At 68.6% G+C, this 13,984-nt stretch carries 15 protein-coding genes and 1 pseudogene; 10 read left to right on the forward strand and 6 right to left on the reverse strand.

Annotated features, from left to right (window positions below):
• Nucleotides 1-6 precede the first annotated feature (6 nt).
• A complete protein-coding gene (locus ACQ7HM_RS12825; RefSeq protein WP_434216631.1) occupies nt 7-552 on the reverse strand; it encodes a TetR/AcrR family transcriptional regulator in 546 nt (181 codons plus the stop codon).
• Between the two features lie 165 nt (nt 553-717).
• Between ACQ7HM_RS12825 and ACQ7HM_RS12830 the strand changes: the two genes are divergently transcribed.
• From ACQ7HM_RS12830 to ACQ7HM_RS12840, 3 genes are all read left to right on the forward strand, one after another.
• Nucleotides 718-2,043, forward strand: coding sequence for a cytochrome P450 (locus ACQ7HM_RS12830; RefSeq protein ID WP_434216632.1), 1,326 nt, complete (start codon nt 718-720; stop codon nt 2,041-2,043).
• A gap of 27 nt (nt 2,044-2,070) precedes the next feature.
• Nucleotides 2,071-2,409: a hypothetical protein gene (locus ACQ7HM_RS12835; RefSeq protein ID WP_434216633.1), complete on the forward strand. Its 339-nt coding sequence runs from the start codon at nt 2,071-2,073 to the stop codon at nt 2,407-2,409.
• Nucleotides 2,410-2,950: 541 nt separating this feature from the next.
• Nucleotides 2,951-3,082: a hypothetical protein gene (locus ACQ7HM_RS12840; RefSeq protein WP_434216634.1), complete on the forward strand. Its 132-nt coding sequence runs from the start codon at nt 2,951-2,953 to the stop codon at nt 3,080-3,082.
• Between the two features lie 12 nt (nt 3,083-3,094).
• Here ACQ7HM_RS12840 and ACQ7HM_RS12845 read toward each other — a convergent pair whose 3' ends face one another.
• Both ACQ7HM_RS12845 and ACQ7HM_RS12850 read right to left on the reverse strand, forming a co-directional pair.
• Entirely contained in the window at nt 3,095-3,961 is an 867-nt protein-coding gene (locus tag ACQ7HM_RS12845) for an LLM class flavin-dependent oxidoreductase (protein WP_434216635.1), read from the reverse strand.
• A 1-nt stretch (nt 3,962) separates the two neighbouring features.
• Nucleotides 3,963-4,982 (reverse strand): aldo/keto reductase, encoded by a 1,020-nt coding sequence (locus ACQ7HM_RS12850; RefSeq protein ID WP_434216636.1) that lies wholly within the window; start codon nt 4,980-4,982, stop codon nt 3,963-3,965.
• A 96-nt stretch (nt 4,983-5,078) separates the two neighbouring features.
• Here ACQ7HM_RS12850 and ACQ7HM_RS12855 point away from each other — a divergent pair, with 96 nt between their 5' ends.
• On the forward strand, nt 5,079-5,660 hold the full coding sequence (locus tag ACQ7HM_RS12855; RefSeq protein ID WP_434216637.1) for a TetR/AcrR family transcriptional regulator: 582 nt from the start codon (nt 5,079-5,081) through the stop codon (nt 5,658-5,660).
• 20 nt (nt 5,661-5,680) lie between these two features.
• On the opposite strand, the gene ACQ7HM_RS12860 is transcribed toward ACQ7HM_RS12855, so the two are convergent.
• Nucleotides 5,681-6,433: a DUF2127 domain-containing protein gene (locus ACQ7HM_RS12860; RefSeq protein ID WP_434216638.1), complete on the reverse strand. Its 753-nt coding sequence runs from the start codon at nt 6,431-6,433 to the stop codon at nt 5,681-5,683.
• A gap of 218 nt (nt 6,434-6,651) precedes the next feature.
• On the opposite strand from ACQ7HM_RS12860, the gene ACQ7HM_RS12865 reads away from it, so the two are divergent.
• Nucleotides 6,652-8,361, forward strand: coding sequence for a TIGR03767 family metallophosphoesterase (locus ACQ7HM_RS12865; RefSeq protein ID WP_434216639.1), 1,710 nt, complete (start codon nt 6,652-6,654; stop codon nt 8,359-8,361).
• 82 nt (nt 8,362-8,443) lie between these two features.
• On the opposite strand, the gene ACQ7HM_RS12870 is transcribed toward ACQ7HM_RS12865, so the two are convergent.
• Entirely contained in the window at nt 8,444-9,574 is a 1,131-nt protein-coding gene (locus ACQ7HM_RS12870; RefSeq protein WP_434216640.1) for an MFS transporter, read from the reverse strand.
• Nucleotides 9,575-9,632: 58 nt separating this feature from the next.
• Here ACQ7HM_RS12870 and ACQ7HM_RS12875 point away from each other — a divergent pair, with 58 nt between their 5' ends.
• The 5 genes and pseudogenes from ACQ7HM_RS12875 to ACQ7HM_RS12895 all read left to right on the forward strand — a co-directional run bounded on the left by ACQ7HM_RS12875 (nt 9,633) and on the right by ACQ7HM_RS12895 (nt 12,052).
• Nucleotides 9,633-10,259, forward strand: coding sequence for a TetR/AcrR family transcriptional regulator (locus tag ACQ7HM_RS12875; RefSeq protein ID WP_434216641.1), 627 nt, complete (start codon nt 9,633-9,635; stop codon nt 10,257-10,259).
• 56 nt (nt 10,260-10,315) lie between these two features.
• Nucleotides 10,316-10,543, forward strand: a pseudogene (locus ACQ7HM_RS12880) (nitrilase-related carbon-nitrogen hydrolase); the annotation flags it as partial.
• Between the two features lie 191 nt (nt 10,544-10,734).
• Nucleotides 10,735-11,016 carry a hypothetical protein gene (locus ACQ7HM_RS12885; RefSeq protein ID WP_434216968.1) on the forward strand — a complete coding sequence of 94 codons (282 nt, stop codon included), beginning with the start codon at nt 10,735-10,737 and terminating at the stop codon, nt 11,014-11,016.
• 29 nt (nt 11,017-11,045) lie between these two features.
• The gene (locus tag ACQ7HM_RS12890) at nt 11,046-11,432 is read left to right on the forward strand and encodes a hypothetical protein (RefSeq protein WP_434216642.1); all 387 of its coding nucleotides are present in this window, start codon (nt 11,046-11,048) and stop codon (nt 11,430-11,432) included.
• Nucleotides 11,433-11,458: 26 nt separating this feature from the next.
• Nucleotides 11,459-12,052, forward strand: a complete 594-nt coding sequence (locus ACQ7HM_RS12895) for a TetR/AcrR family transcriptional regulator (protein WP_434216643.1) — start codon at nt 11,459-11,461, stop codon at nt 12,050-12,052.
• Here ACQ7HM_RS12895 and ACQ7HM_RS12900 read toward each other — a convergent pair.
• On the reverse strand, nt 12,042-13,937 hold the full coding sequence (locus ACQ7HM_RS12900; RefSeq protein WP_434216644.1) for an ABC transporter ATP-binding protein: 1,896 nt from the start codon (nt 13,935-13,937) through the stop codon (nt 12,042-12,044). The genes ACQ7HM_RS12895 and ACQ7HM_RS12900 overlap by 11 nt on opposite strands.
• Nucleotides 13,938-13,984: the final 47 nt, after the last annotated feature.

Genomic DNA, 13,984 nt, shown 5'->3' on the forward strand with positions numbered 1-13,984 from the left:
CCGTCACTACGTCGGGGTCAGGGCGGGACCGACGAAGCGGAGCAGGATCTCGCGCTCGGTCTCCTCGTCGGCGGCAGGCCACTGGCACAGTGCGAGGACCGCGCGGATGAACCAGGCGACGGCGAGATCGTCGGGTGCGCATCCGATCATCTGCGCGGCCGGGCCGGTGATGGTCGGTGACCGTTCCACCCACCGCAGTGACCCCGGGGGCAGGGGCAACATGCGCCGGGCGATCGGTTCGTGGCGGATGCGGTCGATGCCGACGCGCATCGCGGTCACGACCCTCTCGGCTCCGGTCAGACCGTCGATCGCGGCGAAGACGTCGTGCATGATCCGGGCCGACATCTGGGTCAGCACCGCATCCCGGATCTGATCCCTACCGCCGGCGTGGCGGTAGACGGTGGCGGGTGAGCAGTGCACCATCGCCGCGATGTCGGCGATGGTGAGGCGCTCGGGACCGTGGCGCGCGATGAGGGTGGCCGCCGCGCGATGGATGCGGGTCGCGGCCGCCGATGACCGGTCCGCACCCACCAGCCAGTCCGATTGACCCACGGGTTCCTCGATTCTCACGGTGATAGACAACGGTGCCCTCTCGATGTCCAAAATACCTGCTCGGAGGCGTGGTCTGAGAAAAAAGTCTTCACGGTTGGGATTCGGGCGTGTCGACTTTCGACCTCGTCGTTGACCGGTGGGGGACAGCGGGTCGACGCTGTGGCCATGCGTACCGACAGGGCGAGGTCAGCCAAGGCCGCGATCGCGTCGGTGCGCGGGATCGGGGGGCCGCTGCTCGAGGCGGCGTCGATGAATCTCGACATGGCGGTGCGCACCGCGATCCGTGGCACCCGGGGGTGGGCTGGGGCCACGAACACCGACTACGACCCGGCGGACGCGGCGACCGCGGCCCAGCCGTTCGAGGCGTACCGCAGGTTGCACGACCACGGCGGTCGGGTCTTCTACAACCCGCGGCGAGCCACCTGGATCCTTCCCGGCCACGAGGACGTGCGGGCCGCGCTACGCAGTACCGACGCGGTCACCAGCACCCGGGGCGTCACGAGGTTCATGATCACCGCGCCGATGCTCGTCCTGTCCGACGGAGCAGAACACACCCGTCTCCGCAGACAGGTGCAGCCGGCGTTCACCCGGGGTGCGATGGCCGCGTGGCAGTCGGCGATCGACACGCTCGCCGAGGAACTCGTGGCCGATGTCGTAACCGGTCGGGCGTGCGATGCCGTAGCGAGATTGGCCGTCCCCCTGCCGATCCGGATCATCGCGCGCATCCTCGGTGTCCCGGAGACCGACGGCCCGCAATTCCGTCGGTGGTCGGAGGACGGGGTCGGTTTCGTCAACGCCGCCGCGACCCCGGCCGGGGTCGCGCAGACCGTCACCGCCATCCGGGCGATCCGGTCGTTGCGCGGCTACTTCTCCCGACAGTTCGCCTCGGGGGTCTTCACGGCATCCGATACGGTCCTCGGCCGGTTGCTCGAGTACAACGAGGGCGGTGAGCTCGACGAGGACGGACTGTTCTTCATCGCCCTCCTGCTCCTGTTCGCCGGCAACGAGACGACCACGAACCTCATCGGCGGGATGATCGACACCCTCGCGCATCGACCCGACGTCTTCGACGCGCTCCGCGCGGACCCCGAGCTGATCCCGGCGGCGGTGGAGGAGCAGCTCCGGTTCACCTCACCCATTCAGAACCTCTACCGCTACACCCGCGCGCCCCACGAGGTGGGGACCGTGACGATCCCCACCGGGTCGCGGGTGCTCATGTCGTTCGGGGCGGCGAACCGGGACCCACGGGTGTTCGACGATCCCGACACCTACCGTGTGGATCGCGATCCCCGTACGCACATCGCCTTCGGGTACGGGCCGCACATGTGTGTCGGCGCGATCCTGGCCCGCATGGAAGCCCAGGCCGTGCTGCGCCAGCTCACCCGACAGGCCGCGGCGATCACCCCCGCGGGGCCGACGACCTGGTCCACGCACAGCTCGCTGCGGGGACCGGTTCACCTGCCGGTCCGGCTGATCCCCGCCACCGGGTGACCGCCCCGCCTCGCTAGTCTGTCGGCCATGGAACAGGGCATGCGTACGTTCTCCAAGAGCCTCACCGTGCTCGGGTCGATCCTGCTGATCGGCTGCGTCGGCTACCTCATGGTCGGATGGTTCTCCGACGAACGGTGGGGCTGGGTCGCGATCGGCGTCATCGTGATCGCCGCGAACCTCGGCGTGCTGTTCGTCCAGCTCAAGCCCACCCCCGCGCCGCGTGACTGGACGGTCGAGGAGGTCCGTGCACTCATCGAGCCGGTGCACGGCGAGATGGCACAGATCCGCACCCTCCGCCGCGCCGACAAGGGCCTCTCCCTCGCGGCCGCGGTCGAGCTCGTCGCCCAGGCCCGCATAGGCACGTAGATGCCGGCGGTGTTCTGACTGTGTGGAACCTGCCGGTCTGGTTGTGCTGACTGTGTGGAAACGCTCGTCGAGTGTGCTCACCGGCTGGCGTGAGCCGACGACGAGACACCGCACACTCGACGACCGGCTTCCGCACAGTCAGCGGTAGTAGAACGCAACCAGAAGAGCGAAATACACTAGCGTTCAACACTATTCACTGAAATCAACCCCCGACGCCTCGAACGTCCGTGCTGACCTGGATGTACAGAACCACCTGGGGAGGGGGCAGGCCGATGAACGATATCGAATCGGATTACGCTGCCCTGGAACAGATTGTGAGCAGAATCCTTTCTGCCGACTCCACCTCGTGCACTGACGAGGAGGTCGCGGATCTCGCCATCCGCAACGAACGGAAAAGATCACCGACGGACCCGACCGAGGCCGCTACGGCTGGCGTCGCAACACCGACCCACCCGAGACACTCCGCGCGAACCATCTGCACCGCATCGATGAACTGCTCGAACGGCACTCCTCGGGCGACGACCCATGGGTCGGTCCGACGGTGGTCTCAGAACCGCCGCCACCGTTCGTCGCCATCGAACTCCAGCTCGCCCACCTCGTGGTCGAGCGGCGCGGGCGTGCCCCGCGGGTCGACATCACCTGGCCGCGACACCCCCTCGACCTCGCCGCATGACCAGCGCAGTCGTCAGTGTGCGCTCGCCGGCGTGATGATCTCGTCGACGACCCAGCGTGCGACACCCGGTGGGTAGGGCGCGGGCAACCCCAGCGTGACGTGGCCGAAGCCGGCCGCGACGGCCTCGGCGATCGCTGTGCGGGTGGCGGCGGGGTCGTCGTAGGACACCCCGAGATGGATCGATCGGGTGATCGCCGCGGGGTCGCGTCCGATGTCGTCGCAGTACCTGTCGAGCAGCGCGCTCCGTTCGACGACGTCGTCGATGTCGCCGCCGGGGATGTTCCACATGTCGGCGTGCTCGGCGACGAGGCGCAGGACGCCCTTCGACCGCCCGCCGATCAGGATCGGCGGTCCGGGCCGCTGAACGGGTTTCGGGTTCCCGAAGGCGCCGGTGACATCGACGTGGTCACCGTGGAAGTCGAACGGTTCGGACTCCGTCCACAGCTTCCGGATCACCGTCAGCGACTCACCCAGGCCCGCGACAGCGCCGGTCGCATCGAGATAGGGCAGACCGTGGGCGTCGTATTCGCGACGCGCCATCGGCACGCTCGGTCGTGAGCCCGCACCGATTCCGAAGATCAACCGCCCCCCGGACACCACGTCGACCGTCGTCGCGATCTTCGCCAGCATGGCAGGCGGTCGGAACCGGTTGCTGGTCACCAGAAGGCCGAGACCGATGCGCCGGGTCTGTGTGGCCAACGCCGACAACAACGTCCAGCCCTCGAGGATCGGGCCGTCCGGATCGCCGCCGATCGGCATGAGGTGGTCGAAGAGCCACAGGTCGTCGATCTCCTCGATGCCGTCGGCCTCGGTCCACACCCGCACCAGATCCGCGTAGTCGACGTTCTGTGGGGGAGTGGCGATCCCGAAACGTGTCATGTCAGCGTCGCCGCAGAGATGCGTCGAGGATCGCCGGCGGGGTGTCGAACTTCTCCTCGGGAGCCAGATCCACACCGGGGGCGACGATCTCGTCGATCGCGTCGAGGACATCCGCCGACAGGTCGATGTCACCGGCGGCGAGCTGCGAGTGCAGGTGCTCGACGGTGCGCGGTCCGATGATGGCGCTCGTGACGCCGGGGTGTGCGGTCACGAAACCGAGCGCGAGCTGGATCAACGTCAGGCCGGCCTCCTCGGCGACGGTGATCAGCTTCTCGACGGCGTCGATCTTGGCCCGGGCGGCAGGAGCGTCCGGACCGAATCGCGCAGGCATCAGCTGCGCGCGGTGGGTGGCGTTCTCCTGCCCGGCGCGGATCGCGCCCGACAGGAACCCGCCGGCCAGCGGGCTCCACACCAGCACACCCATCCCGTACTCCTCGGTGACCGGCAGGACGTGGGATTCGATGCCGCGCTGCAGGATCGAATACGGGGGCTGCTCGGTGGTGAACCGGCTGAGGTGGTTCTCCTTCGCCGCCCACTGCGCCTGCACGATGCGATGGGCGGGGTAGGTCGAGGAGCCGAAGTAGCGGATCTTGCCCGCGCGCTGCAGATCGGTGAGGGCCGAGAGGGTCTCGTCATCGCCGGTTGTCGGGTCCCAACGGTGGATCTGGTAGAGATCGACGTGGTCGACGCCGAGTCGGCGCAGGCTGTTCTCCAGCTCGGTGATGATCCAGCGGCGCGAGCTCCCGCGGTGGTTGCGCTCATCGCCCATCGGGTTGAACACCTTGGTGGCCAACACGATGTCGTCGCGACGACCCGCGATGGCCTTGCCGACCATCTCCTCCGATTCGCCCTGGCTGTACATGTCGGCGGTGTCGATGATGTTGATGCCGCCTTCGAGTGCGGCGTCGACGATGGCGGTCGCGTCGTCCTGGGTGGTCTTGCCGATGGCGCCGAAGTTCATCGCGCCGAGCGCGAGGGTGCTGACCTGTACGCCGGTGCGTCCGAGGGTGCGGTACTTCATGGTGACTCCTGCTCTGGGCTATCGTGTCGGAAACGGAACGCGGTTCCGATAAGAACGTTACGGAACACGGTTCCGTTTGTCGAGGGGAGTGGTGAGGTGGTCGACGAACTCCCGTCGCCTGCGCCCAAGCGGGCCGACGCCCGGCGCAACGCCGAAACGCTGCTCGACGCCGCGGCCGCCGCGTTCGTGACCTCCGGTGTCGCCGCACCGGTGCGCGAGATCGCCGCCGCCGCCGGCGTGGGGGTCGGGACGATCTATCGGCACTTCCCGACGCGGGCCGATCTCATCGTCGCCGTGTATCGCCATCAGGTCGACGCCTGCGCGCAGGCCGGCCCGGAACTGCTGTCGCGCAACGACTCCCCGTACGGCGCGCTGGCCTCGTGGATCGATCTCTTCGTCGATTTCCTGGTGACCAAGCACGGTCTCGCCGAGGCGCTGCAGTCGACAGACCCCACTTTCGAGACCCTGCACGCGTACTTTCTCGACAACCTCGTACCGGTGTGTGCCGACATCGTCGCTGCCGCCACGAGAGCGGGCGAGATCCGAGGCGATGTGCGGCCGCTCGAGCTGATGCGCGCCGTCGGCAACCTCTGTATCGGAGCGGCCGACGACCCGCGATACGACGCGCGCCACATGGTCGGCGTGCTGGTCGCCGGTCTCGGGTCGGTCGGCGACTGACGGCGCCTGGATCGCGACGGTCAGGCGGCGGCGCGCTCCACCGAGAGCAGGCTGTTGGCGTGGTGTTCCTCTGCGTAGGCCTTCGACCCGCCGTTGGCGCCGAACAGCTTCTTGCTCCACACCAGCCAGACGACCGCGGCGATGTTGACCGCGAGGAGTGCGATGCGTAGGACGGTCACCTTCTCGGTCAGTTCGTAGACTTCGACGGGCACGAACACGCTGGTCGCGACCACGGCGAAGTACTCGCCCCACCGCTTCATCAGCCACAGGCCGGTCGCCTCGATGAGCTGGGAGATGCCGTAGACGACGATGGCGATCCCGATCCACACCAGCGTGGTGGAGCTGAGCGAGAAGCTCTTCTCGACGAGCCGGACCACCTTCGAGTCGTCGATGTTCCAACCCAACTGATTGGCGAGTGGGCGCAGCAGCGGCAGTTCGGTGTCGAAGGCGTTGCGGGCCGATTCGCGGCTGTCGCGGAACCGGATGACCGCGCCGCCGGCGATCAGCAGCACGACGGCGCGGAGCAGTCGCTCGACGGCGAGCAGTCGTAACACCACCCGGTCTCGCGCTGCCTTCCCGCCCGCCAGGTCGGGTGCCTCGTCGGCCGGACCCCGCCCGCGCGGTTCGCCGACGGCGAAGTCGCCGCAGCGCAGGCAACGCCAGGCGTCACCGGCCGCGGTCGTCGTCGTCAGCCGCGATCTCAGGCCGGGGTGGTCGGTGGGCTCGTAGGTGGCGTGCCCACGTCGGCTACACGCGCGCAGTGACCAGTCCATCGATGCCGACGCCTCCCTCGGGCCGAATGTGACCACACGATAGGCGGTCGTCGTGAACGCCGACCGATCATGCGATCTTTGTCCGATTCGGTGGCGACCGGGGTGAATGGGTGGCGTTTCACTGGGCTGCCGCGCGAGTCTGAGGCAAGATCAACGCGGCACGATGTTGGCGTGCCGTCGACGCAGACCGCTCGTCTGCCCGGGTCGAGGAGACCACCATGACCGGCTTCGACCGCCACGACATCAGCCGCCGGACCCTGTTCAAGGGAGCCGGAGCGCTCGGAGCGGCTGCCGCCGTCGGCGCGGTGAGCAGCAAGAACACCCCTGTCGCGTTCGCCGATCCCGCCGTCGGGTCGCGCGCGGTGTCCATCGCGGGCACCACCCTCGACACCGTCGGCGTTCCCGCCGCGACCGGACCGAAGTCGTACCGCCGCCTGGTGGCGGGACCCGCGTGGCCGCTCGTGGTTCGAGGAGAGCTGGCCACACCCAAGGCGGGTCGAGACAGTCGACGGACGGGGCTCGCGTCGATCGTGCAGACCACCGACGTCCACATCGTGGACGCCGAGAGCCCGGTGCGTGCGGAGTTCGTGCATCAGTACAACGGCTCGGCGTTCCGGCCCCACGAGAAGCTCGGTGCCGCGGCGACCATCAACCTGGTGCAGCGGATCAACGACCTGAGATCGGCCCCGTTCAGCGGACGGCGTTTCGACTGCGTGGTCTCGACCGGCGACAACACCGACAACCACGAGTTCGTCGAACTCGGATGGTTCCTCACCCTGTTCAGCGGCGGCACCCTGGCGCAGTCCACCGGTGACCTCACCCGGTACGAGGGCGTGCAGGTGTGGGGTTCCGAGCTGTACTGGCAGCCGGAGTCGGCGGTGAACGACCTGTACAAGCAGAAGGGGTTCCCGCAGATCCCCGGGTTGCTCGCCTCGAGCATCAAGCCCGTCACCAGCCCCGGCCTCGACACCCGCTGGTACAGCGTGTTCGGTAACCACGACGACAGCGTGCAGGGCACCCTGCCGAGCGGGATCGGGGCGCTCGACGCGCTCTACACCGGTTCCATCAAGCCGGATCTGCCGCTGCGCCAGACCGAGGTCGCCCGGATCGCCGATGCCTTCGGCAACCGGCCGGCCGACGCCGCCCGCATGCTGGCCGCGCAGGCGACCACCGGGCCGATCCGCACCGTCACCCCCGACCCGCGCCGGCGTCCGTTCACCCCGCGGCAGTACATCGCCGAGCACTTCAAGGACCGCTATACCGGTCCCGGCCCGGTCGGTCATGGATTCGACCGTGACGCAGCCGAATCCGGCATCACCTACTACTCGTTCGAGATCGCTCCCGGCGTGGTCGGCATCTCGATGGACACCACCAACCACGCCGGGTTCACCGACGGGTCGATCGGGCAGGGTCAGCTCGACTGGATGCAGCGTCTGTTCACCCGCGACCGCAGCACCCTGTTCGTCGCGTTCAGCCACCACACGAGCGACACGATGGAGCTGCCGATCCCCGATCCGGAGCGGCCTCTCGAGCGTCGCGCCACCGGGCCGCAGCTGATCGAGTTCTTCCACCGGTTCCCGAACGTGATCGCGTGGGTCAACGGTCACACCCACACCAACAAGATCACCCCGCATCGCGGACCCACTCCGGCGCAGAGCTTCTGGGAGATCAACACCGCCTCGCACATCGACTTCCCCCAGAACGCCCGGGTGGTCGAGGTCTGCGACAACGCCGACGGCACCCTGTCGCTGTTCTGCACCCTCATCGAATCGGCGGCGCCCTACTCGGTCGACTACGCCGATCACTCGGTGACCGGTCTCGGGTCGATGTACCGCGAGTTCTCCTACAATGACACCGGTTACGAGGCGAAACGTCTCGGCACCTCGGTCGACCACAACGTCGAACTGCTTCTCCCCAAGCCGGTCTGACCCTGCAGCCTCTCGCCGTCTCGCGCTGCTGAGATCTCGCACCCGGCGAGCAGCCAGGCCGCGTACGACGGTGCCGGTCCGCTCAGTGGACGATCCCAGCCGCCGGTGCCACGCCCAGGGCGGCGATTGCGGCGACTCCGAGCACCCCGCCGATCTGCCGGGCGACCGACACGGTCCCGGAGGCCAGACCGGCTGCGGCCGGCGGGACGTCAGCGGTCGCACGCGACACGATCGGCATCGTGAGCACCCCTGCGCCGCAGGCCCAGACGAGCGTCGCGCCGATCAGAACCGCCGGGCCGTGATCGAAGGCCATCGACATCGTGAGTGCCGCCGCTCCGGCCGCCGCCACGATCGTTCCCGTCGTCGTGACGGCAGTGGTTCCCCAGCGGGCGAGAAGCCGAGGGGATGTGACCGCGCCGAGGGCGAGGACGGCGCTCATCGGCAGCAGAGCCGACCCCGTCTGGAGTGGATTGCGACCCTGGACGTTCTGTAGGAACAGCGACAGGCAGTAGAGAGCAGCGGTCATCGCCGCACCGAGTACCGCCATCGACACGTTGGCGACGACGATGCTGCGGCGAAGGACCATTCGCCACGGGTAGGGGGTCGATGGTGGTGCCTCGACGGTGCCCGCGACCGCCGGCAGGGCTGCGGTCAGCGCGAACACGGCGACGCCGAGAGGGACGTTCGCGAGGAACACCCACCGCCACCCGAGTTCGGCGGTGATGACCCCGCCGACGACGAGGCCCCCGGCTCCGGCAACCGCCGACGTGGCGCTCCACGCGGAGAGTGCTCGGGACCGTGCATCACCGGTGAAGGTGGTGGTCAGAAGACTCAGGCTGGTCGGAGCGATCGCCGCCGCCCCGATTCCCTGGGCCACCCGCGCGGCGACGAGCATCCCCGCGCCAGGCGCCAGGCCACCGCAGAGGCTGGCCAGGGTGAACACCACGACACCGGCAGTGAAGACCTTTCGGTGTCCCAGCCGGTCGGCGGCGCGGGAGGCGACGAGAAGCAGCGCGCCGAAGGCCAGCAGATAGGCGTTGACGACCCATCCCTGGGTTGCCGCCGACAACTCCATGTCGGAGCGGATGTCGGGAAGGGCGATCGTGACGATCAGCCCGTCGATCACCACCATCAGCTGGCCGATGCACGCAACCGCGAGCGTGTGTCGCGAGCCGGAGGCGGTGGACCGGCCTTCTGGGTAAACAATGTTCACCTAGCAGAAGCTAGGCCGTTCGACCCCGTCGGTCAACCGCGGACGTAATGTCTCGGCGATGGCAGTGCACAGACTGAACCGGGATCGCCTGGTGGCGATCGCGCACGCCTATGTCGCCGAGAACGGTCTCGACGCACTCACGGTTCGACGGCTGGCGGCAGCGGCGGAGGTGACACCCGGGGCGCTGTACAAACACTTCCGCGACAAGCGTGATCTCCAACGTGCGATGGCCGACTCCGTCTACGCGACCGTCGATCTCGACGCCCTCGTCGACGGCTCGCCCAGCGTCGACCAGGTCGTCGAGTGTTGTGTACGAATGCGTGCCGCGATGTTGGGATTCCGCGACGGGGGACGAATCGTCGCGGGCTCCTACGCGCCGTTCGCGGCGACGGTCGCGATCTCGACGGCGCTCCGTGACCTGTTGGCGCCGATCGTCATCGCGCGGTTCGACGCCGGCGACGTGGCCTTTGCGTTACGAAATTTCACGGTGGGCTTCGTGATCGAGGAGCAGGCGTATCTCGCGTTGGCCGCGTCCGGTGAGTGGGAGGGGCTCGTGGCCGAGGTCCGCGCGGGCTCGCCGGCGATTCCGGCATCCGCCTCCGACGGTGTCGCGATCCTGTCCGGTGATCGTGATGCGCGATTCCGTGCCGGTCTCGCAGCGGTTCTCGCCGGAACGGTCGAGTGAGCGGGCAGGTCGAGCGGTCGCGGACGCTGCGCGTCGCGGCCGCCCAACCGCGCACCGTGCTGGGTGATGTCGCGACGAACGTCCTTGCTCACGCAGAGTCGATCCGAGGGTGTCGGGCGCGATTGGTCGTGTTCCCGGAGTTGTCGCTGACCGGGTATTCGATGGATGCGCCTGTCGTGAGCCCGGATTCTCCCGTGCTCGAACCGCTGGTCGAGTCGTGCGCGCTCGCCGGTTCGGTCGCCCTTGTCGGAGCGCCGGTCCGCCACCATGGCAACCGGTCCATCGGGATCATCGCCGTCGATGCCGACGGACCACGCGTCGTCTACCGGAAGATGTTCCTCGGCGGGCCGGAGGTGAACGCTTCCGACGCGGGACGTCGCCGGCGGTCGTCGAGATCGACGGGTGGCGAGTCGGTCTCGGTGTCTGCAAGGACACGCGCATCGTCGAACACCTCGACGCGACAGGGGCGTTGGGGATGGACCTCTATGCCGCCGGGCTGGTGCACACGCCGCGCGAGATCGGCGCATTCGATGAGCGGGCGCGCGCGATCATCGATCGTTTCCGGGTTCCGGTGGTGTTCGCGGGATTCGCCGGTCCGACCGGCGGTGGGTACGGCGAGACGTCCGGCGGCTCGGGGATCTGGATCGGTCACGGCCCGCCCGTGGTGCAGGCCGGTGCGAACCCGGGGGAGTTCGTCGTCGTCGATCTTCCCGACGGCGACCGGACCGCGCCGGCGTCGGCAACGGCCTTGACGTAATGACTGAGTAGTCATTAGTGTTCCGGTCCATGACGAAGACCGATGCTCGGACCCGAACGATGCTGCCTGTCATCAGCGCGCTGGTACGCGTCTACGTGGCGATCGCGGTCGCGACCGTGGTCGCGCTGGCGATCCTGTCGGTGGTGGCGCCCGGCCAGGCTCCCCGGGACGCGTGGGTGCACGCGATCATCGTCGTCGTGTTCGCCGCGGTGCTGCCGTTGCGACTGCGGTCGGCGCAGCGGGGGAGCGTCGCGGCGCTGCGCGCGGTGGGCATCATCGCGGCGGTGTTGTTCCTCGCCAACGTCATCGAGGCGATGGTCCCGAACTTCGCCCCGGGGTGGATGCGCGTCGAGATGATCGTGATCGCCCTGGTGATGCTCGGGATCATCGGCGCCGTCGTGCGGGAACGCGTGTGACGGTGCCCGCGTCACCACGACGCCGCTTGAGCCCCGACGCGCGCAGGGAGCAGCTCGAGCGCGCGGCGATCGACCTCATCGGCAGTGGCGGCCTGTCCGCGGCGACCGCCGAGGCGATCGCGGAGGCGGCCGGGGTCTCGAAGGGCCTGCTCTGGCGGTATTACGACAACCTCGACGGCCTCATGATCGCCGCCGGACGCCGCGCGTTCGCCGCCCTCGAATCCGCGGTCTCGGTCGATGTCGACCTCGATGCCCCGGCCACCGCGCTGTTCACGTCGGCCATCCACCGCGCCGCCAGCCTCCCGGCCACCCATCCCGCCGAGCTGCGCGCCATCCGCGCGATCGGCGCGGCCTTCCGCCCCGACGACGGCGACGCCGCGGCACGCGCGGCGGAGTATCGCGCGCTGCACCGCAGGCAGGCCGACCTGCTGCGACGGTGTCAGGAACGCGGTGACATCCGGACCGATCTCGACCCCGACCTGCTGGCGATCACCTACCAGGGCATGGTCGACACGATGCTCGACCACCTCGACGCCGACCCGACCCTCGACCCGGCCGCGCACGCCGACCATGTCGCCGCGGTGTTCCTCGGCGGCGCCGCGTCGGACGTCAGACCGTGACGTCGGCGGGTTGCTGATCGGCGAACTGGGTGCGGTACAGCTCGGAGTAGCGACCCCCCGACGCCAACAGGGTGAGGTGGGTGCCACGTTCGATGACACGGCCGTCCTCGAGGACCAGGATCTGTTGTGCGGCCCGCACCGTCGACAACCGGTGCGCGATCACGATCGACGTCCGGTCGACGAGTGCCTCCGACAATGCTTCCTGCACAGCGGCTTCCGATGTCGAGTCGAGGTGCGCGGTGGCCTCGTCGAGGATGACGACGGCCGGTTCGGCCAGCAGCAGCCGCGCGATGGTGAGGCGCTGACGTTCACCACCGGAGAGACGGTAGCCACGCTCGCCGACGACGGTGTCGAGCTGATCGGGCAACGACCGCACCAACTCCTCGAGGCGGGCGCGCCGCAGCGCGGCCCAGATGTCGTCCTCGGTGGCGTCGGGCGCGGCGAGCATCAGGTTCGAGCGCACGGTGTCGTGAAAGAGGTGACCGTCCTGCGTGACGAGTCCGACTGCGCGGTGCAGTGACGCCGAGGTCACGTCGCGCACGTCGATGTCGTTGACCGTGACCGCGCCCGAGTCGACGTCGTAGAGGCGGGTCGCGAGCTGGGCGATGGTCGACTTGCCGGCACCGGAACTGCCGACGAGGGCGACCATCGAGCCCGCGGGGACCTCGAACGACACGTCGTGGATGACCTCGACGCCGCCGCGGTTGTCCAGCTGTGCAACCTCTTCCAGTGACGCCAGCGACACCTTGTCGGCGGACGGGTAGGCGAATCGGACGCCGTCGAAGCGCATCGACACCGGTCCGCGGGGCAGCTCGCGGGCGTCGGGCTTGTCGGCGATGAGCGGCACCAGGTCGGTGACCTCGAAGACGCGCTCGAAACTGACCAGTGCACTCATGATCTCGACGCGCGCGTTGGCCAGCGCGGTGAGCGGCGCGTACATCCGGGTCAACAGCAGCGCGAGCGACACGACCGAGCCGGCGTTGAGGTGGCCGTGTACCGCGAGGTAGCCGCCGACGCCGTAGACCAGCGCGAGCGCCAGCGCCGACACCAGCGTCAACATGGTGACGAACACCGCCTGCAGCACCGCGCGCCGTACCCCGATGCCGCGCACGTTGGCTGCGCGCGCGGCGAATTCGCGTGACTCCTCGTCGGGCCGGCCGAAGAGCTTCACCAGCGTGGCGCCGGGCGCGGAGAACCGTTCGGTCATCTGCGTCGACATCATCGCGTTGTACTCGGCGGCCTCCCTCGACAGCGCCGCCATCCGTGCGCCCATGCGCCGCGCGGGAACGACGAAGAGCGGCAACAGGACCAGGGCGAGGAGAGTGATCTGCCAGGAGATGAACAGCATCACGGTCATCGTGAGGATCAGCGTCACGAGGTTCGACACCACGCCCGAGAGCGTGTCGCTGAACGCGCGCTGGGCACCGATGACGTCGTTGTTGAGGCGGCTGACGAGCGCTCCGGTCCGGGTGCGCATGAAGAACGCGATGGGCATCGTCTGCACGTGGTCGAAGACCGTGCGTCGCAGATCGAGGATCAGACCCTCGCCGATCGTCGCCGACAACCACCGCACCAGCAGTCCGACGCCTGCCTCGACCAACGCGATGACCGCGATCAGCACCGAGAGCCAGACGATGACCGAGGTGGAACCGTTCCCGGTGATCTGGTTGACGACGCGGCCGGCCAGGAGGGGAGTGGCGACGGTGAGCACCGCGGTGATGATGCTGAAGACGAGGAAGACCGCGATGCGGGTGCGGTGCGGACGGGCGAACCGGCCGATCCGTCGCATGGTGCGACGCCGCTCCTCCTTCGGCAGCCGCGACTTCTTCTCCGACCGCGACATCGTGCGGTACAGCGAGTTGTACGCGACGGATTCCATGGACATCTCCCGAGCGTAAGACATCAACCAATGTTCAGGTCAACGGAAGACCG

Origin of the sequence: Williamsia sp. MIQD14, from assembly GCF_051025635.1 — a bacterium.
In the GTDB taxonomy this organism is placed as follows: domain Bacteria; phylum Actinomycetota; class Actinomycetes; order Mycobacteriales; family Mycobacteriaceae; genus Williamsia_A.

Excerpts from the sequence above, each read along its gene's own strand:
- ACQ7HM_RS12830 (WP_434216632.1), top strand. The coding sequence starts at position 718 with ATGCGTACCGACAGGGCGAGGTCAGCCAAGGCCGCGATCGCGTCGGTG.
- ACQ7HM_RS12835 (WP_434216633.1), top strand. The coding sequence starts at position 2,071 with ATGGAACAGGGCATGCGTACGTTCTCCAAGAGCCTCACCGTGCTCGGG.
- ACQ7HM_RS12845 (WP_434216635.1), bottom strand. The coding sequence starts at position 3,961 with ATGACACGTTTCGGGATCGCCACTCCCCCACAGAACGTCGACTACGCG.
- ACQ7HM_RS12850 (WP_434216636.1), bottom strand. The coding sequence starts at position 4,982 with ATGAAGTACCGCACCCTCGGACGCACCGGCGTACAGGTCAGCACCCTC.
- ACQ7HM_RS12860 (WP_434216638.1), bottom strand. The coding sequence starts at position 6,433 with ATGGACTGGTCACTGCGCGCGTGTAGCCGACGTGGGCACGCCACCTAC.
- ACQ7HM_RS12865 (WP_434216639.1), top strand. The coding sequence starts at position 6,652 with ATGACCGGCTTCGACCGCCACGACATCAGCCGCCGGACCCTGTTCAAG.
- ACQ7HM_RS12875 (WP_434216641.1), top strand. The coding sequence starts at position 9,633 with ATGGCAGTGCACAGACTGAACCGGGATCGCCTGGTGGCGATCGCGCAC.
- ACQ7HM_RS12885 (WP_434216968.1), top strand. The coding sequence starts at position 10,735 with ATGGACCTCTATGCCGCCGGGCTGGTGCACACGCCGCGCGAGATCGGC.
- ACQ7HM_RS12890 (WP_434216642.1), top strand. The coding sequence starts at position 11,046 with ATGACGAAGACCGATGCTCGGACCCGAACGATGCTGCCTGTCATCAGC.
- ACQ7HM_RS12900 (WP_434216644.1), bottom strand. The coding sequence starts at position 13,937 with ATGTCCATGGAATCCGTCGCGTACAACTCGCTGTACCGCACGATGTCG.